Below are 19,738 nucleotides of genomic sequence, written 5' to 3'. Positions count from 1 at the left end.
TAAAACTATATCAAAGGTTGTTTAACTACCATGGTTTCCTCGATTATTCTAACCCTGATAGCGATTGCATTTTTACTGATCGTTATAGAAGATATAATCCATGTCAATAAAGCTAAAACCACGCTGTTTTTTGGTACGCTTTGCTGGATTCTTCTTTTTATATACCCCCTACACGGGCAAAGCCCCGATACGATTCAACATCTTTTAAATGAAAATATTTTAGAAATTGCCTCGCTATGGCTATTTTTAATGGCTGCAATGACCTTTGTCGCGTATTTAAATTCAAAGGGGTTTATAGAAAATATTGTGCACCGTGTTATGCCAAAAAGTATTAGCGAAAAAAAGCTCATGTTTTTGGTGGGTGGTTTTGCGTTTTTGTTTTCGTCGATTTCAGATAACGTAACAGCGACGCTTATATCGCTTGCGGTTGTTATGTCGTTAAAGCTTGAACCTAAAAAACTCATTAAATACGCCACGCTTATTGTGTTTGGAGTTAACTCAGGTGGGGTATCGCTAATAACAGGTGACGTAACCACACTAATGATATTTTTAGATGGCAAAGTAACCATTGCTCATTTATTACTACTTATAGCGCCAGCACTTGCAAGCGTTATGCTGCTTGCCGCGTTACTGTCTATAGGTATGAAAGGGCGTGTTGAGTTTGCTAGTGCAGGTAAAACCCGCATTGAAAAAACCGACATAACCATTGCTGTTATATTTTTATCTACCGTAGTGAGCACACTTACGCTGAGTGTAATTTACAGCGTACCGCCTCTATTAACCTTTTTGTTTGGCTTATCAGTGATGTTTTTAGTGGCGCAATTTTTAATGCGTAAAAAAGACATAAACAAAGACATAATCGATTTTGTTCGCGATATAGAATACGACACATTATTGTTTTTTGTAGGCGTACTTTTACTTGTAGGTGCACTTAAAGAAATTGGTATGTTGAGTAAATTTACCGATCTATACACGGTAATGGCACCAGAATACGCAAACTACTTAATGGGCATATTATCAGCTGGGGTCGATAACGTACCGCTTACCGCTGCATTATTAAAAGCCAATATAGTAATGAGCCAACAACATTGGTTGTCGTTTACGTATGCAACGGGTGTGGGCGGTTCAATGCTTATTATTGGTTCGGCTGCGGGCATTATTGCCATGAGTAAAGTTAAAGCGCTTACCTTTATGAGCTACTTGCGTTTATCGCTGCATTTATTAATTTGTTACACGGTTGGATATGCGGGCTCGTATTACATGGGCAGTTTTATTTAACTCATAAATTATTAAATGCTTGACAGCTAGACGTCTAAACGATAACTTTCAAAGCCCCGCTACTTAGTGGGGTTTTGTTTTATTAGCCACTGGTTAATAAAGCATTCAGAAGAGGTGCGATACTTAGGTACTTAATGTTAGGCGACGAAAGCCGATGATCATTAAGGAGGGAAGTACTCGCCGAGGGAAATAATGGTACGTCGTCATTGTTTTTCGGTTTATGGGGCTGAATCCTCAAAACTGTCACCAATATAGGTGGAGAGCTTCTGGCAGTGGACTTATCTTCAAGCATTCCTTTGCCAAGTTCTTCTTGTTTTATTGCGGTTTGGATACCGCGAAAGGAGACTAAATGACTACCCAATCAGTGCCACAAACAGTATCAGGCGCAAAATCAGATTACATCGTTGCCAAATTTGGTGGAACAAGTGTTGCAAATTTTGAAGCGATGAGTCGCTGTAGCGAAATTATTGTTGCAGATAAAAGCGTACGTATTGTTGCCGTGAGCGCCAGTGCCGGCGTAACTAATCACTTAGTTGCACTGTGTAAATCAAGCATTACTCCTAGTGAGCGCCAAGAACACATAAATGGCGTGCTTGCTATTCAACAAACTATTATAGATGAATTATCGCTAGATGCCGATTTAGCGGTTGGCTTTAACGAAACCCTAAAAGCATTTCAAACATTGGCTCAAGAGCCACTAACAACCGATCAGCAACACGACGAGCTACTTAGCTTTGGTGAGCGTTTATCGTCGTATTTGTTTGCTCAGGTACTGCGTTTACAAGGTTTAAATGCCGATCGCTTTGATGTGCGCAAGGTGCTTAAAACCGACAGCCAATTTGGTAAAGCAACGCCCAATGTTGCAGCCACAGCGCAAGCTGCTAAAGAGCATTTAATTCCGTTATTAGACGCTCAAGTAATTGTAACTCAGGGATTTATTGGTAGTGACGAATACGGTCACACCACAACGCTAGGACGTGGTGGTTCAGACTACAGCGCTGCATTACTAGCTGAAGCGATTAACGCTAAAAGTGTGCATATTTGGACCGACGTAGTGGGCATTTTTAGCACCGACCCGCGTTTGTGCGCAAAAGCGACGCCTATTGCACGCTTAAGTTTTGACGAAGCCGCTGAAATGGCAACCTTTGGCGCAAAAGTATTACACCCAGCAACTATTTTACCAGCGAGTCGTAGCCACATTAACGTGTTTGTAGGTTCTAGCCGCGAGCCAGAGCGTGGCGGTACGTGGATTGAGCGCGAAAAATCGCAGCAACCAGGTATACGCGCAGTAACCCAACGTAAAAACCAAATATTGCTTACGCTTAAAAGCCCAGAAATGCTACTAGCAAGCGGCTTTTTAGCACGCGTATTTACACTATTAAGTGAATACAATATATCGGTAGATTTGGTAACTACATCAGAAATCAGTGTGGCTATAACGCTTGATAACGCGCAAAACGCCTCGCGCCCAGAGCTTGATCAAAAATGCCTAGATAAGCTTGCAGAGTTTTGCCATGTTTCGGTAGAAAACAACCTAACATTGGTGGCACTTATTGGCTCTGAGATTCAATTACGCCAACACGAAATGAACTTAATGAGTGTACTAAAAGACTTTAACATTCGATTAATTTGTCACGGTGCTAGTAAGCACAACCTGTGCTTTTTAGTAGAGCAAACTGAGTCAGATAACGTAGTACAGTCTATTCATAGCCGTTTATTAGAAAATGATTTTGCTGCGTAAATAACGGTTATTCAGGAAAATTACCCAGTAAAATCACTTAACAAAATTGATTAATAAAGTCATTTAATAAAAAGCATCGCCAGTCGATGCTTTTTTTATGCACCACACTCACATCAAAACAAACATTACTGTCATTGCTATCAGCTACAGTAACGCGATTACTGCAAGCACTCAGCTTTGCACTATGTAATTCGTCAAACACATTAGGGCTAAGTAACTTTGCAATAGGGCGGCTGGTGGCTTTAGCAAATGACTCTTTTAATGTCCAAATTCTAAAAAACGTATCTGCTTGGGCTTGGGTATTAGTGGGCTTGGTGATAAGTGTAATTTCATCATTATGATAAAAATGCTTAGCGAGCTTTTCAAATGGGCGCTTTAGGCTTACTTTTTCAATATCAAAACCAAACTCACTTTTATCAAAATTTAGTGCGACCCCAACTAAACCATGCGAGTGTGAAATACAGGTATTTATAACATCACCACTTACATGTATTTGCAGCTTTGAGCTTGCTTCGTCAAATTCGGTACTCATTTTATTAAGGGCTACGTGCGCATGTTGTGGCTGCGTTACTTTAATAAGGTGTTTTAACAATAACCGCGTTGCTAAATACTCTTGCTTAGCTTGTGGGCTTTTACGGCGGTTTATAATAGTTAATTCAAATGGGCTTAAGCAATCGGGCAAATTAAAGTCACTAAGCTCAAGTGTTTTAGCATTAAATAATAAAATACTGTTACTCGCAAAAGACAAATTTGCCAATTGAGTTGAAGTAATACTCAAGGCGTTTTTAAAAAAGTGTTCAGTCATAAAAGCCCTAAAGCAAAAGAAGTCGCTGATATTGTGAGCGGTTAACGCCACTAATAAAGGCTGGGTACAATTTTATTACTCAGCTGGCATGAAATATGGTTTAATTCACAATAATCAAAATAATAACAGATTTGTAGATGTATGGCACAAGTGCGTGATGGGTTTCAAAGCCGACTTGGTTTTGTTTTAGCCGCTGCTGGCGCAGCAGTGGGTTTGGGTAATATTTGGGGTTTTCCTACGCAAGCGGCCAACCATGGCGGCGGTGCTTTTTTACTGGTTTATTTTATTGTTATATTTTTACTTGCGCTTCCTGCGCTGTATACCGAACTTTATTTAGGTCACAAAGCACAAGCTAACCCGGTAAAAGCATTGGGCGATGCATGGCAAAGCACTAACCGTAAAGTAGGTGCAGCAGCCGGTTACATAGGCCTTGCAGGCGCAGTTGTCATGCTCAGCTTTTACTCAATAGTAGCAGGGTGGATGCTCTCCTATGCTATTGAGCCCATAACCACATTTTTAGGTTTTACAGGCGCAAGCGAATTTTTACATAGCGACTCAGTGCTGCGTAATTTTGTATTTACGCCGCTTATGCTTATTTTAACTGCCAGTATTATTTTAAAAGGTGTTAAGTCGGGAATCGAAACGTGGTCGCGCCGTTTAATGCCACTGCTGCTCGTATTGCTTGTTGGTTTAATTGCTTACATTGCAACACTCGATGGCGCAAGTGAAGGCTTTGCCGCATATTTAATTCCTGATTTTAGCCAAATACTCGACCCTAATTTAATTATTGCCGCAATGGGGCAAGCGTTCTTTTCGCTCTCACTAGGTGTGGGCTGTATGATGATTTACGGCTCGTATTTACAGCCAGATGCTAATTTACCAAAGCTCACCGCCGGTGTTGCACTACTTGATACTGGCGTTGCTTTTTTAGCGGGATTACTCATTATTCCTGCTATTTATGTGGCGCAGCACAACGGTGTTGAAGTATTTAGTGGTGGTAAACTGATTGGTGAAGGGCAGCTAATTTTTGCTATTTTACCTGAGCTATTTAGCACCATGGGCGAAATTGGTTTATTAGTTGGTTTATTATTTTTTGTATTAATGTCTATCGCATCGGTTACGTCAACTATATCGACGACTGAAATTCCGGTAGCGTTTTTAGTCGAAAACCATAACGTTAGTCGCACCAAAGCAACGTGGGCAGTGAGCGCCGTTGTACTTGTGTGTGCAAGCGCAATTATACTAAATTTTGATTGGTTATTTGGCTTAGTCATTATGCTATTTACTCAATACCAATTACCGCTTATGGGTTTATTTTACTTTATTACGGTAGGTTGGATGTGGCAGCGTGGTAATAAATTACATCAAGCAACAACAGGCGTACATTACTGGTTTGCTCAGTATATTCGTTTTGTTTGCCCAATATTAATGACCTTGGTATTTGCAAACGTTGCCTTTGGTTAATTTTATTTAAACCCTAAAATAAATTAATAAAGCGAAGTGAGTTTTAAGCGCACTTCGCTTTTTTTATGCCTAAAATTTAGGTATAGCCAAAAATTTTATAAAACCTCATTAGTTAAAGGCCTATCTTCACTTACTTCAAGCGCGTTAAGTAGGGTTGTGTTTGCTATCTCGGTGAGTGCTTCTTGGGTAAAAAAGCCCTGATGCCCCGTTACTAATACATTTTTAAAGCTCACTAAGCGCGAAAATATATCGTCTTGGTTTATTTCGTCACTGTGGTTTTTAAAAAACAGCTCCGACTCTTGCTCGTAAACGTCGAGCCCTAGATACCCTAATTTTTTAGTTTTAAGTGCATTAATGCACGCTTTGCTGTTAAGCAGTGCACCGCGAGAAGTGTTAATGAGCATAACGCCGGTTTTCATTTTACTAAATGCCTCATCATCTATTAGATGATGAGTTTGTTCCGTTAATGGGCAATGCAAAGAAATCACATCGCTTTGGCTAAGCAAGGTGTCTATATCGGTAATTGTATAATTGCCAGGTTGCGCGTATGGGTCGCACACTAATACTTTAGCGCCAAAGCCATTTAAAATGTTACACAGCGCAAGGCCAATTTTACCGCAACCTACAATACCCACGGTTTTATTGTGCAAGTTAAAACCAAGCAATCCGTTTAAATCAAAATTGTCTTCGCGTACGCGGTTATACGCTTTATGGGTTTTACGGCTAAGTGTTAGCATAAGTGCAATACAATGCTCGGCTACTGCTTCTGGGCTGTAAGCCGGTACGCGTAATACTTTAATTTTGTGTGCTTTTGCTGCAGGTAAATCAACATTGTTAAAGCCCGCGCAGCGCAGCAAAATAGTTTTTATACCTTGGCTTGCCAGTTGCTCAATAACGGCGGCGTTTACGGTGTCGTTAACAAACACGCATATGGCATCAAACCCGTTTGTTAAAATGGCCGTTTGTTCGCTCAGGGCTTGCTCAAAATACGTTATTTTTATAGCGCTGTGATCGCGTGTACTTTGTTCAAAAAAAGGCAGTTCGTACTTTTGAGTACTAAAAAAAGCAATGTTCATGGTAATAGCCTCGACGCTTAATAAGTATCAATACAATAAACTACTTTATAAACCTGTGCTTTAGTAACACGCATTTTATTGATTTAAATTAAGCCTTAGCTGGCGTAAACAAAGGTATTTTTGATGCTACCTTTTTACCACCTCTTGCAGCGCTTAACTTTGCAGCTTGCAGTAAGTTGCTTTCTATTACTTGTTTAAGTGTTTCGGGCTTAGTACGCGGTGCATAGCGTGCAACAAGTTGCCCTTGTGAGTTAATTAAAAACTTAGTGAAATTCCACTTAATTGCACGATTTTGCGAAATACCCCGCGTATGCGACTTTAAATAATTAAACAACGGATGTGTTTCTGGCCCGTTTACCATTACCTTACCAAATACCTCAAACGAGATATTAAATTGATCTTGGTAAAAGTCTTTTATGGCTAAATTATCAAGCGGCTCATTTTGGCCAAACTGGTTACACGGAAACGCTAGCACAGTAAAACCATTGCTTTTGTATTGCTGGTAGAGCTTTTCGAGTGCGTTTAATTGCACCGAAAAATTACACTTACTCGCTGTATTAACAATAAGGACGGTTTTGCCCTGTAACTGGCTAAGAGGAAAATTTTCGCTGTTATAAAGTGGTGCATTAAATTGATAAATACTGTCCATAGGTTACCTACTTACCTTTCCCGTTAAGGAAATTTTATAAAGACTTTCATTCGCTTTTTTATCGACCGGTTGACATAATCGAGGTCTAGTTTCTAAGTTATCAGTTAAATAGGTCATTTTTATGTCAATGAAAGTCGCATTTATAGGTTTAGGCGTAATGGGTTACCCAATGGCGGGGCATTTAGCAAAAGCAGGGCACAGCGTATGCGTTTATAACCGCACTCAAGCTAAAGCTCAAACGTGGACTGCAGAACATTCAGGAAGCTTTGCACCAACCCCGCGCGAAGCTGCCAACAATGCCGACATTGTATTTATGTGTGTTGGTAACGATGACGACTTACGCTCAGTAGTGTATGGCGACGACGGCGTGTTAGCGGGCATGCTGCCGCACACTGTTTTGGTTGATCACACCACAACCTCTGCTGAAGTAGCACGTGAAGTGGCTGCAAAAGCGGCTCTGCAAAATATCGACTTTATAGATGCGCCTGTATCGGGCGGACAAGCTGGCGCCGAAAACGGCGTATTAACGGTTATGGCGGGTGGCAGCGAAGCCGTATTTGCTAAAGTGCAGCCAGTTATGGCGGCGTTTAGTCGTTTTAGCCAATTACTAGGCGGCGTTGGCTCGGGACAACTTTGTAAAATGGTTAATCAAATTTGTATTGCTGGTGTAGTGCAAGGTTTAGCCGAAGGCTTACATTTTGCCAAGCAAGCTGGGCTTGATGGCGAAAAAGTTATAGAAACCATTTCTAAAGGTGCAGCCGGTTCGTGGCAAATGGAAAACCGCTACAAAACAATGTGGGCGGGTGAATATGAATTTGGTTTTGCCGTAGATTGGATGCGTAAAGATTTAGGCATTGCACTCGATGAAGCTAAAAACAATGGCGCTACTTTACCAATGACCGCAACGGTCGATCAATATTACGCCGACGTACAAGCACTTGGCGGCGGCAGATACGACACCTCAAGCTTACTAGCACGCATTGAAGCGCTACATAAAAAGTAACGCTGTAGACGCGAAGCTTGCTTGCGTGACGGGCAAAGCCCGTAAAGTGACTTATTCACAAAGAGGTTATGAGGCGCTGCGCTTTTAGAGGCAGTGATAGATAAAAAGATTGTTGTTGGTCTTTATATTTTCTCATTTACTCCTCATTCGCTTCTCTTTGTGAAATAGATTTTGCTTTGTTTTAAGTGGTACAGATATTTATAAACAAAAACGCGACGCTTTATTGCTAAAGCGTCGCGTTTTTAATGCGTTATATAAACAAACTTAAAGCAAATTACATGCTTTGAGCGTAGTTATACAGCGCCTTTAAAATTGTAAGATTTTTTTCGCTGTCGTCATGTTCATGCGCTAGGTTTTCAAGGGTGATCATAAAATCTTGCGCGTTAATTGATGGTTGATCTTCCCCGTGCATTAGCTTGTTTTGGCAATACTGGCGCCATTGGTCAAGCTCTTGCTGGTTTAGCGTTTCAGGCCAGTTACGGGCGCGGTATCTAAACAACAATGTATTAAACTTTTTATCTTCAAAGTCTAACTTCAACCCAGCTAACTCATCTGGTTTTGCATCACGAATAATCGCAAATTTAGCTTTATCGGCATGGCTTGTAAAACCATCGTAAAGTAAGTAGTCAACGTTAGTAGTTGCACTGTAATCGCCTTGCTCGTTAAACACTTCGGTTACTTTATCACGAAGGTCGGTATTGGCTTTTAAAATAGCTAAGTTAGCTAAGCACTGCTCGCGGTTAATCCCTAGGCGGGTGGCGTTTTCAGGCAATAACGTTTTAGCTGGGGCTAAAATAGGGCACTTGTTTAAATGCACTAGTTTTAAGCCAACAGGTAATTCACCCTCGGCTAAATCTACACGTTTGGTGTATAAACGTTTGCGTAATTCTTCTACGTTTAAATCAATGAGTACTTGCGGGCTTTGGGTTAAATCAAAACAAATAACCGCGTTTTTATTTACCGGATGAAAGCTCATTGGTGCAACCCAGCTTGTACAGCCTTGTGTTGCAGGTATGCGCGACGTGGTATGCACCAGCGGCGTCATGTTAAATACATCAACCAATTCAGCAAGGGCTTTTTTGCCACGCAAACCAAAAAAGAAGTTATATAGCTTTGGCTGTTTTTCTTTTATTAGCTTACCCAATGCAATAGTGGCGGTTACGTCGCTTAGCGCATCGTGCGCTGCGGCGTGTTCAATACCATTGGCTACCGTTAAATGCTCTAGCTTAAAGCTTGGGCTGCCGTCTTCTTTTAACGGCCATTCAATCCCTTCAGGGCGAAGCGCATAGCAAGCGCGTACTAAATCAATAATATCCCAGCGACTATTGTTATTTTTATATTCGCGCTCGTACGGGTCGTAAAAGTTACGGTAAAAGCTATAACGGCTTACTTCGTCATCAAACCGAATACTGTTGTAACCCGCAACACAGGTGTTTGGCACGCTAAATTCGGCATGAATTTTTGCTATAAACTCAGCTTCAACCAGGCCTTTTTTCATCGCCACTTGTGGCGTAATACCCGTAATTAAACATGCCTCAGGGTGAGGCAAGTAATCCGCTTGCGGCTTACAATATTCAATAAGCGGCTCGCCAATTATATTTAAATCAAGATCGGTACGAATACCCGCAAATTGGCTCGGCTTATCCTTTTGAGGGCTCGCCCCCCAAGTCTCGTAGTCGTGCCAATAGATTGTTGCTTGATTTTGCTCTTGATATGCCATGCTGAAAACCCTGAGTAGTTAACTTAAAAGCGCCTAAATACGCGCCAAGTTACTAAAATAATGAATTATTTAGATTATGGCATATGGGCGAGGGAGTTTATAGGTTTGGGTGAGAAATGATGTTCACGGAACTTTGGAATAATACGTCAAGCTTGAGTTTTGTTCCCATATTGCATTTAGTTACCAAAATGACACTATTTAAGCAGGAGTATTAAAATCATTTTAAAGGAATAAATTTAGCATGCCTTCTAATACAAAAGAGTACGTAACCGTTCAATAGTTAGAGCAAGACCTTCTCACCGTGACTGGTAATCCCTCAATTGCTAAAAACCAAGCTACTCAATATGCTATTTACTATCGAGGCGAAATTATTGATTCAGCACGTTATAAAAAAGGGCTTATAAGTAAAGATGACTTAATACTTAGTAGGCATGTACGGTGGGAGCATAATAAGCGGCACAGTATTAAACTAAGTAGAAATATGATTGCAGCAGTTAGGGAAAGAGGTGAAAATATGGCGGCTCACCATATAGTCGCTTGGGACGATCCCCGAGCTTCAAAGGCTAGGCTTAGACTAGCAGGCTTTGGAATCGATATTGACCATGAAGCAAATGGAGTATTTCTTCCTAGATTTGCTAAACATACTCCAATGGATGCAATGCCTAAGGCTGAAGCACATACAAAAACCCACACAAGCGAATATTTCTTAAACGTAGAAGCTTTACTTACCGATACTATAGCTGAAGGTTTAGGGCGCACAGGTGTAATAGAGTTACTTAGAGATATTAGCGACGAATTACAAAGCGGTGATTTCCCACTACATGAAGAATTATCAAATATGATACCAAGGTAATTAAATGAAAGAATTTAATAAAGTTTATGCTGTTAGCGTTGATGCTGGTGAATATTTGCTGTTACAAGAAACAATGTTCGAGCAGTCAATACAGTTAACAAGCAACGATATTTATACTTTTAACGGCAACTCAAAAGGTGATGACTGGCGTGTTGTAGATGTTGATTGGTTAATAGTCGAAGGTGAAACTCCTACTAATAAACCCGATGTAGCAGGCTGGGGAGCAATGGCTTTCGTAATTCCAGCACCTTTAAAAGGTATGTTTGAGCCAACACTTAGAGAATGCTGTGAATTTTTACCACTAAATCTTAATGGTGAAGAATGGTTCGCGTTAAATATTCTAGAGCAACAAGACGCAATTAACCAAGAGCACACAGAGTTGAACATGAAGAATGGTCGTGTAAATAGAATCAGGCGCTTTAAAAAACTCGCTTTAAGCAAAAATGCTATAAAACACGGTGGGTTGTTTAAAGTGAAAGGAGCTGGAATATTTACCTTTTGTACGGATGAAGAAGGGGGCTTATATGACTTGGTTAAAAGCCATAATTTAAAAGGCCTAAAATTTACAGAAGTTAATATAATGTAAATACGCTATCCCAAAACTAGCGGGCTGTTATGATTGCTGATTAGTTTACTTCTTAAGTAAACTAATCCATTAACCTATTTGGTCCATGTCATTAAAGGTACTTGTATGGTTTTCAGCATCACTGATAACCCAACTAAAAATAAGGTTCTTAAACTTTTGTAAATTAGTAATTTGGCATTAGACTAAAGTCTATAAGTTAATTTTCTTCACTTATTAGGTTTGTTTTAATCGTTTGTCGATTTTGTGTTAATTCTCTAAAGTTCAGTTGTCGGCAACAAGCACGGCTTAACCAACAGGACTACGACCATGAAACTTACTCTTATCAAAACTATCGCTCTTAGCTCACTACTTACATGTTCAGCTGCTGCAATGGCTGAGCAAAGTGATTACAAATTAATGGTTATTGAAACTGCAACAGCGCCACAGCCACTTGAGCAATCATTTAATAGCTGTGCACTGAATGTTAAGTCAAAAAATTACGCTGAGGCTGAAGCAATTTGTACTAAAGCAATTGCGCTTTTAAAAGACGCAGATGGCCCTAAATTTAAAGTGCGCCAACTTACGTCATTCGCATTAAGCAACCGTGGTGTTGCACGTTTAAAAGCGAACAACGACACTGCTGGCCTTGCTGATTTATACGAAGCAAACCAAATGTCGACAAGTACAATGGTATCGCACAACTTAACTCGCGCTAAAGAAGAGCTTTCTTTATAAGCACTTTATAAACGCTTTTATAAAGTGCTTACCAAAAGCATGTTATAAAATAGCGAGAGTAAAAAAACCCATGTTAGGTTAATTCCTAACATGGGTTTTTTTGTTTTATTTAACGCGTGAGTTAATACTTTAAATACGTTAACAGAGTAGGGTGTGTATTTATAATTAATATTTTGGGTATGCTTGTTTAGGCTACACGAATATAATGCGAGATAACCGTATAAAAATAATAACCCTTCTGCTTTGCTTATTTTGAGCAAGGCATCATTAAATAAATATTGAGATTTAAACCATGGCACCAGGAACCAGCCTAAGCGTACTTGAAATAAGTGCGATATTTTTATCAATTACCGCGTTACTCACCTATGTAAACCATCGCTTTATTGGCTTGCCGACAACCATTGGCGTTATGGTTATTTCGATGCTTTTATCTATCGGCGCTATATTTTTGGGCTTTTTAGGGTTTGATGATCTTATAGATTACGAAGTGAGCTTGCTCGATCAGTTAGATTTTACTGAAGTTTTGCTCGATGGCATGCTCTCTATGCTACTTTTTGCTGGGGCGCTACATGTAAATGTTAGCGATTTAAGGCGCTATAAATTGCCAATAGGTATTTTGGCCTGTGTTGGTACGTTGCTATCAACGGTTATTATTGCTGGTGCGCTTTATTTAGTGCTTCCTTTGCTTGGTTTTGATTTAGCATTTATTTGGTGTTTACTGTTTGGCGCATTAATTTCGCCAACCGATCCGATTGCGGTAATGGGAATTTTACAATCTGCGGGGGCGCCTAAAAGTATTGAAACCGTGATTGCAGGTGAATCGTTGTTTAACGATGGTATAGGCGTGGTTATTTTTGTGCTTTTATTGGGTGTTTTATCAAGTGGTGATATTCCTACAACTTATTATGTAGCACACACGCTGGCGGTTGAAGCCGGTGGCGGTATTGTTTTTGGTTTGGTATTAGGTGGTATTTTATATTACTTACTTAAAAGTATTGATAGTTACCAAGAAGAAGTACTACTTACTTTAGCGGGCGTTATTGGTGGTTATGCACTTGCAAGCCATTGGCATTTGTCAGGCCCACTTGCAATGGTAATGATGGGGTTAATGGTGGGCAATCATGGTCGTAGTATGGCTATGAGCGACAAGACACGCCATTACGTTGATTTATTTTGGGAACTGATTGACGAAATTTTAAATGCCATTTTATTTGTACTCATAGGGCTTGAAGTCGTCATGATTGCATTTTCGAGTAATTTGTTTATTGCTGGTGGCTTAACTATTTTTATCGCGTTACTCGCACGTTTAATTGTTGTGGGTATAACAACCACTACATTTAATAAGCAATTAGAGTTGCCATCTGGTGCGTGGAAAGTTTTAACCTGGGGTGGCTTGCGTGGTGGTATTTCGGTTGCACTGGTATTGCAACTACCTGATGGGAACGAGCGCGATATTTTATTGGCTCTCACTTATGCGGTTGTGGTGTTTTCTATTTTAATTCAGGGTTTGAGTATTGGTAAAGTAGCCAAAACTATCCGTTAAATATAATTTTTTAAAAGGCGTGTGAAATAGCTGTATTTCACACGCCTTTTATTTTTCTTATAAAAAAAAGGGCAATTAAAACGTAAAGCTGAGCTGCACACCGCTGTAAATATGTTCTTGTGCTTCCCAGTAGTCGCCATCTATTTGGCGTGCTCGAGTAAATACTTCTATTTTAAATGGCTTAAAGTGATAACCCGCTCCTATACCTGCGTAACCGTCTATGTCGTTGTTCGATTTTTCTATTTGGTAGGTGTTATCGCCTCTATCGTTTTTAAAGGCGAGTTCGAGCAGATCTAAGCCAAGCTCGGCGTATATAAAAAAGTCATTAAAATAACCAAGCTTCATGCCATTGTCCCACGTTATAAATTCTTCTTGCTCGCCTTGTTTATTATCGATTACTGCCGCGCCAATTGCGCTGGTAAAAACAACACCAAAGTTACTGTAACTTTGTTTGACCATCATTTCTACACCCGCAGATGTAATGCTGCTATCGCCATTAAATTCTGATTTTATAAACATACCGGTGTTAGGCATGTCATTACCGAGCAAAAGCCTTGCGTTAACATTTTGGCTAAATGATAAAAGCGTGCTTAATAAAACAAAAAGAGAAAGTATGTGTTTCAAAAAAGTTAACCCATTAATGATGAAAAGTTACCAGAGCTGTAATTATAAATACATGACTTAGTATTGCATGTAATTAAATGTATAAATTTGTTTGATAGTTACTCAGCTATGCCAAAGTAAGGTGTTTAAAATAAAACCAACTAAAAAAAAGCATAAATAATTATATACATTTTAAAACGTAAAGTAGCGATTTTAGGCACGATTGTTGGTGCGTAAGTTGTTTAAATATATAGAAAAAGTTTAAACGTATTAGACTAAGGTCTATAGGTTAATTTTCTTCACTTATTAGGTTTGTTTTAATCGTTTGTCGGAGTTGTGTTAATTCTCTAAAGTTCAGTTGTCGGCAACAAGTACGACTTAACTTACAGGAAATTAATCATGAAATTTACACTTATCAAAACTATCGCTCTTAGCTCACTATTAACATGTTCAGCTGCTGCAATGGCTGATCAAAGTGATTACAAATTAATGGTTATTGAAACTGCAACAGCGCCACAGCCACTTGAGCAATCATTTAATAGCTGCGCATTGAATGTTAAGTCAAAAAATTACGCTGAGGCTGAAGCAATTTGTACTAAAGCAATCGCACTTTTAAAAGACGCAGATGGCCCTAAATTTAAAGTACGCCAACTTACGTCATTTGCATTAAGCAACCGTGGTGTTGCACGTTTAAAAGCGCATAACGATACAGCTGCACTTGCTGATTTATACGAGGCATCAAAATTGTCTAACAGCTCAATGGTATCGCACAACTTAACTCGCGCTAAAGAAGAATTATCGTTATAAAAAACCTTTATAACGTGTTTTATAAAGCGCTTACTAAAGCATGATATAAAATAGCGAGAGTAAAAAAGCCGATGTTGGGTTAAACCTCAATATCGGCTTTTTCGTGCTTATTAACTTTGTATTGTGTTATACCAACCCGCAATAATACTTAATCATTTTGCGGGGCTAAACGTGTCGCTACCTGCGTTAAAAAATTCTCATTTAGAACAACCAAATAGCGAATTTTTTGCCTAGCTATCAACACGTTTTTCCATCCTCAAAATAGATCACTTAATTAAGCGAATTGGTATTATTAAAAAATAAAAAAATGTATTTTGCTATTTATTGTTTAGTGATTTTCATGGTTTTTAACTAATTGTAATTACTAAGTATTTTTACAAGTGTTAGACTAAAGTCTATAGGTTAGATTTATTCACTTATTAGGTTTGTTTTTATCGTTTGTGGTAATTGAGCTAACACTCTAAAGTTTAGTTGTCGGCAACAAGTACGACTTAATTAATTAGGAATATAATCATGAAATTTACACTTTTAAAAACCATCGCTCTTGGCTCATTATTAACTTGCTCAGCTGCTGCAATGGCTAATCAAGGTGATTATAAATTAATGGTTATTGAAGACTCTGTAACTGCAGCACCCGCATTTGAAAAGTCATTTAATAGCTGTGCTTTAAATGTTGAAGCAAGAAACTACGAAGAAGCAGAAGCTATTTGTACACAAGCAATTGCATTGCTTAAGCAAAGCCATGGTCCGCGTTTAAAAGTACGTGAACTTACATCGTTTGCATTAAGTAACCGTGGTGTAGCACGTATTAAGGCTCAAAAAGACACTGCTGGTATTTCTGATTTATATGAAGCGGTTCAAATTTCTAAAAACTCACTTGTAACACATAACTTAACTCGCGCTAAAAAAGAGTTATCTTTATAAGAATGCTTGTATCAAGCGCTTATAATTTAGCGAGAGTATAAAAGCCCATATTAGGTAGCACCTAATATGGGCTTTTTTGTATGTTTGAATAACCGTAGTTACCTATAAACACACTTCTTTTAATAAAACAGTTTTACTGAATAATAGTGTTTTTAAAGGTGATTTTTAGAGTCTTACGTTACTAATTTATATTGGTAAGTACTTGTTACCTAAAACATAGATCTATAAATATAGAAACATAGGTAAAAATATAGTTTTTTAGCATGATTCAACTGTGCAGTAAAACGGGATTGTTTTATTTAAGCTGTTGTTTTTAATTGATAATAAAACCTAATGTCTTTGACTTTAGTCTGTTTTTATTTAAAAATCGAAGTAATATATATTTTATAGCATTGACGCCACGTGGATGCTAATCACTGTTTTGTGATGAATAGCTAGATATGACTTTTGTTTTATTTTTAGTCCCACCTCAATCTTACTAAAAATTAAACAGGGAATAGAGTAGTTATTAACTTGCGCAATAAAAATAAAAAGCGCAAATAAAGGGATTTAAAAATGCAATTTAAACTAAAAAAAATAGCTGCCTTGTTATTCGGGGTGGGTATTAGCCTTTCTGTATTTGCTGAAGATATAGAGCTATACGTAAACCATAATGTTGAAACCGACGAAAAACCACGTGTAATCATTGTTTTTGATACATCTGGAAGTATGAAAAACTTTTTACCCAACGGTATTAGAAAAGTAGATGCCGGCATCAGTGCAATGAGTCAGTTGGTTACTGATAATAGCTCTATCGATTTTGGTTTGATGCGTTTTAAAAATGATAATGGCGGCTATATTATGGCAGGTCTTGGATCTCCCCATTCTACAATTTTAAGCCAAATTCACAGTTTACCAGCGGCTGGTAGTACCCCAGTTACAGAAACCCTATGGGAAGCCTACTTGTATCTAACAGGTCAGAAAGTGTACTACGGACAAAACTCAAATGAGCGGGATTTTTCTGCTGAAACTGGTTCGCTATATTACGACAATAACTCTCGATACATATCACCATTTACCCAAGCAGTTGGTGCCGATGTACGTTGTGATAATTCAATCAATTTAATTTTGATGACTGACGGTGATCCTCAAAGTGATACTAACCGAAACGATGATATCAAATCATTATACAAATCTACTTTTGGCTCAAATCCTTCTAAAACAAGTAATAGTTATCTAGCCGCTTTAGCTCAGATAATACATGGTACAAGAGATGTTGAAGTTGACTTGTACGATACTACGCCAGAGGTTGCTGATACCGGACGCGTTTTTACTATCGGTTTTGGTAGTGGCATGAGTACAAATGGTAAAAAGTTATTAGAAAAAACCGCTTTATTGGGCGGCGGCGAGTACTTACATGCAGATACATCAACTGAACTTTCTGAAGCGCTTAATAATACAATATCGAAAATACGCGAAGTTAACGATAGTTTTTCATCACCTACGGTAGCAAGTAATAATGTTGACCAAACACGTAGCCGAGAGTCAATTTACTTTGCGATGTTTTACCCAGAAACAGGCGCACGTTGGAGCGGGAATTTAAAAAAGCTAAAAGTGTCAGGCGCAAATATAGTCGATTCAACTGATCAAATAGCCCTTGATGAAAATGGGTTAATTGATGAGAAAGCGCGAACATTTTGGCTGCCAACTAATAAGCCTGCAGATGGGAATTTAGTAGCCCAGGGTGGCGTAAATTTACTTTTATCAACTTTAGACCCTGATAGCCGTAAAATCTACATAGATAAAACGGGCAGTATTATTGATTTTACTTTTGATAAAGTACAAACCATTTTAAATTTAGCGACAGGTACAGTTACCGATCTTGCCCCTGATTTGATTCCTAATATCGGGCTAACTTTACAGGAGAGTGATATTAGCTGGGCACGAGGGGTTGATGTTGACAATGAAGATGGTGATAACTCATCAGTAGATCAGCGAATCAATATTTTTGGCGACCCTTTGCATTCAAAGCCGGTATCTATAGATTACGGCGATGGAAGTATTCACATACTTGTTGGTACTAATGCCGGCTTTTTACATATGTTTGAAGACAAAGGCGATACTGTTGAAGAAAAGTGGGCTTTTACACCTGCAGCCTTATTAAAAAACATTCCTGCTTTGCGTAGTAATCTTGCAAATACAAAAGTGTATGGCATGGATGGGCCTATAAGTGTGTTCTTTAATAATAAAGGCTCAAATAGCGAAGGGTTAAACGATGGTGTTATTAGAGCAAGTGATGGTGATGAAGTGTGGGCATTTGCAGGTATGCGCAGAGGCGGTAAAAATTACTACGCGCTTGATATAAGTGATCCTAACGAACCTAAAAAATTATGGAATAAGCCTATTGTTGGTGGCTCAGAAGAATTTAAATATTTAGCGCAAACATGGTCTAAGCCTCAAATTGCATACATTAAAGCCTTTGGTGAGGATCCATTGCTAATATTTGGCGCAGGCTACGATACAAACAAAGATAATGCGATTAGAACAACAGATGAAACCGGACTAGGTATCTACATTGTTAATGCTAAAACTGGCGAAAAGGTATGGGCGCTGACTCCAGATGAACATGGTTTTACCGGAGAGCACAGTATTGCAGCGGATGTAACTACGCTTGATTCAGATTACGACGGGTATATCGACCGAATTTATGCAACAGATACTGGCGGTAATATTTGGCGAGTAGATATTCCTAGTGAAGATGAAGGTGATATTACCCATTTTAAACTTGCAGAGCTTGGCAGTACATTAGCGTCGCAAGACAGACGTTTTTTTTACAAACCATTAGTTGCTAGAACGCTGTTTAGTAAAGTTACTAAAACCAATTATGGTGGTGAAATGATCACCACCCGTTTAGATACCCCGTACGACGCAATAGTTATAGGTAGCGGAAATCGTTCAAACCCACTTGCTACTAATGAGCAAGATCAGTTGTATATGATCCGTGATGAAAACACCCTAACAAAAATATTTACTGAATTTCCAGCCCCAATAGTGCCAGATGATTTAATGAAAATGAATGAAGACCCATTTGGTAACGCACTTGATGACGTTGATAAATTTGTTAATCTTGAAGTTAAGTTAGCCGAATTTAAAGGGTGGCGATACGAATTAGGGACGGGTGAAAAGTCTCTTGCTGCAGCAACAGTCGTTGGTGGGGTTGCGTACTTTACTTCCTTTACGCCTGCATCTTCATCATCAACACAAAACCAATGTTCGTTAACGGGTGGCGGTGGTTCGCTTTATGCCTTTCATTTGCATTATGGAACGAAGGTTTATGACGATGTGAAATTTGCAACAAGTAATGATGTACCAGATACACCGAAACTATTTTTTGGGGAAGGCCCGTCGTGTGCAGATAATGATGCGGATGGTAAGTGCGATTGGGATGATGCAACGGATGTAACGCAAGTTAGTCAGTTTTATTTAATAGGCCCTGGGGTTAAAGGTTCTGATAAGCCGATAAAAGCTATTGAAATACTTGGGCCAAATTTAAATGTTGAAGGTGGAAAAGTTAAGCTAGTAAATGGCGCTGAACCAATTGGTTTTGGCTTTAAAACCCAACAAACATATATTTATAAACGCGAAGAAAACGATACTCAGGCACTTTAAAAAACACAATGCAATAAACATAAGCCACCTTAGTTAGGTGGCTTTTCAATTTTAAGAGCAAATCAAAAATGCTAATGGTTTGCTTATATAATTGGTTTAGAGTTTTCGAAGGGCTCTAAACCAACTCATGTATAATACACATTCATTTACAAAATACTGCCTATCACTCAAGCCCTTTAGATTGGGTGCCTGTAGTCCATATTGGTTAATAATAGCTGGCATTTGTTATATTTAATTAACAAATGTAAGAGCTAAATATAACATGCTGTGTCACTATATAGGTACAGGGCATGTTAACTTGTTGCCATCCCCCCATAAAAATTC

Annotated in this window: 16 protein-coding genes and 1 riboswitch; of the genes, 11 read left to right on the top strand and 5 right to left on the bottom strand. The window is 38.9% G+C overall.

What is annotated here, in order from left to right; translation table 11 throughout:
- The first annotated feature begins 30 nt into the window (after positions 1-30).
- Positions 31-1,278: a sodium:proton antiporter NhaD gene (gene nhaD / locus H5126_RS08400; RefSeq protein WP_024595197.1), complete on the top strand. Its 1,248-nt coding sequence runs from the start codon at positions 31-33 to the stop codon at positions 1,276-1,278.
- Positions 1,279-1,379: 101 nt separating this feature from the next.
- A riboswitch (Lysine riboswitch) is annotated at positions 1,380-1,552 on the top strand.
- Positions 1,553-1,627: 75 nt separating this feature from the next.
- Entirely contained in the window at positions 1,628-3,019 is a 1,392-nt protein-coding gene (gene lysC, locus H5126_RS08395; RefSeq protein WP_182758520.1) for a lysine-sensitive aspartokinase 3, read from the top strand.
- 37 nt (positions 3,020-3,056) lie between these two features.
- Here the strand turns inward: lysC and H5126_RS08390 are convergent, their stop codons facing one another.
- Positions 3,057-3,824 (bottom strand): 4'-phosphopantetheinyl transferase superfamily protein, encoded by a 768-nt coding sequence (locus tag H5126_RS08390; RefSeq protein WP_182721502.1) that lies wholly within the window; start codon positions 3,822-3,824, stop codon positions 3,057-3,059.
- 141 nt (positions 3,825-3,965) lie between these two features.
- Between H5126_RS08390 and H5126_RS08385 the strand changes: the two genes are divergently transcribed.
- On the top strand, positions 3,966-5,288 hold the full coding sequence (locus H5126_RS08385) for a sodium-dependent transporter (RefSeq protein WP_182721501.1): 1,323 nt from the start codon (positions 3,966-3,968) through the stop codon (positions 5,286-5,288).
- 95 nt (positions 5,289-5,383) lie between these two features.
- On the opposite strand, the gene H5126_RS08380 is transcribed toward H5126_RS08385, so the two are convergent.
- Together H5126_RS08380 and H5126_RS08375 are read right to left on the bottom strand one after the other, a co-directional pair.
- Positions 5,384-6,364: a 2-hydroxyacid dehydrogenase gene (locus tag H5126_RS08380; RefSeq protein ID WP_182721500.1), complete on the bottom strand. Its 981-nt coding sequence runs from the start codon at positions 6,362-6,364 to the stop codon at positions 5,384-5,386.
- 88 nt (positions 6,365-6,452) lie between these two features.
- Complete coding sequence (locus H5126_RS08375) at positions 6,453-7,013, bottom strand: glutathione peroxidase (protein WP_024595202.1); 561 nt, start codon at positions 7,011-7,013, stop codon at positions 6,453-6,455.
- A 121-nt stretch (positions 7,014-7,134) separates the two neighbouring features.
- Between H5126_RS08375 and H5126_RS08370 the strand changes: the two genes are divergently transcribed.
- Positions 7,135-8,016 carry an NAD(P)-dependent oxidoreductase gene (locus H5126_RS08370; RefSeq protein WP_182721499.1) on the top strand — a complete coding sequence of 294 codons (882 nt, stop codon included), beginning with the start codon at positions 7,135-7,137 and terminating at the stop codon, positions 8,014-8,016.
- 274 nt (positions 8,017-8,290) lie between these two features.
- On the opposite strand, the gene sbcB is transcribed toward H5126_RS08370, so the two are convergent.
- Positions 8,291-9,736, bottom strand: coding sequence for an exodeoxyribonuclease I (gene sbcB / locus H5126_RS08365; protein WP_182721522.1), 1,446 nt, complete (start codon positions 9,734-9,736; stop codon positions 8,291-8,293).
- Between the two features lie 301 nt (positions 9,737-10,037).
- Between sbcB and H5126_RS21485 the strand changes: the two genes are divergently transcribed.
- The 4 genes from H5126_RS21485 (at position 10,038) to H5126_RS08345 (ending at position 13,432) form a co-directional block, all read left to right on the top strand.
- Positions 10,038-10,589 carry an AHH domain-containing protein gene (locus H5126_RS21485; RefSeq protein ID WP_310736028.1) on the top strand — a complete coding sequence of 184 codons (552 nt, stop codon included), beginning with the start codon at positions 10,038-10,040 and terminating at the stop codon, positions 10,587-10,589.
- A gap of 4 nt (positions 10,590-10,593) precedes the next feature.
- Positions 10,594-11,175, top strand: a complete 582-nt coding sequence (locus H5126_RS08355; RefSeq protein WP_182721523.1) for a hypothetical protein — start codon at positions 10,594-10,596, stop codon at positions 11,173-11,175.
- Positions 11,176-11,481: 306 nt separating this feature from the next.
- On the top strand, positions 11,482-11,889 hold the full coding sequence (locus H5126_RS08350; protein ID WP_101162764.1) for a hypothetical protein: 408 nt from the start codon (positions 11,482-11,484) through the stop codon (positions 11,887-11,889).
- 292 nt (positions 11,890-12,181) lie between these two features.
- The gene (locus tag H5126_RS08345; RefSeq protein ID WP_182748609.1) at positions 12,182-13,432 is read left to right on the top strand and encodes a sodium:proton antiporter; all 1,251 of its coding nucleotides are present in this window, start codon (positions 12,182-12,184) and stop codon (positions 13,430-13,432) included.
- Positions 13,433-13,507: 75 nt separating this feature from the next.
- Here the strand turns inward: H5126_RS08345 and H5126_RS08340 are convergent, their stop codons facing one another.
- Complete coding sequence (locus tag H5126_RS08340) at positions 13,508-14,056, bottom strand: hypothetical protein (protein ID WP_182721429.1); 549 nt, start codon at positions 14,054-14,056, stop codon at positions 13,508-13,510.
- Positions 14,057-14,434: 378 nt separating this feature from the next.
- On the opposite strand from H5126_RS08340, the gene H5126_RS08335 reads away from it, so the two are divergent.
- The 3 genes from H5126_RS08335 (at position 14,435) to H5126_RS08325 (ending at position 19,414) form a co-directional block, all read left to right on the top strand.
- Positions 14,435-14,842, top strand: a complete 408-nt coding sequence (locus tag H5126_RS08335; protein WP_002963253.1) for a hypothetical protein — start codon at positions 14,435-14,437, stop codon at positions 14,840-14,842.
- Between the two features lie 513 nt (positions 14,843-15,355).
- Positions 15,356-15,766, top strand: a complete 411-nt coding sequence (locus H5126_RS08330) for a hypothetical protein (RefSeq protein WP_004336087.1) — start codon at positions 15,356-15,358, stop codon at positions 15,764-15,766.
- A gap of 555 nt (positions 15,767-16,321) precedes the next feature.
- Positions 16,322-19,414 (top strand): pilus assembly protein, encoded by a 3,093-nt coding sequence (locus tag H5126_RS08325; protein ID WP_182715785.1) that lies wholly within the window; start codon positions 16,322-16,324, stop codon positions 19,412-19,414.
- Positions 19,415-19,738: the final 324 nt, after the last annotated feature.

Source organism: Pseudoalteromonas sp. SG45-3 (assembly GCF_014164075.1).
GTDB classification, from domain to species: domain Bacteria; phylum Pseudomonadota; class Gammaproteobacteria; order Enterobacterales; family Alteromonadaceae; genus Pseudoalteromonas; species Pseudoalteromonas distincta.
This window is presented reverse-complemented; position numbering and strand designations above follow the sequence as displayed.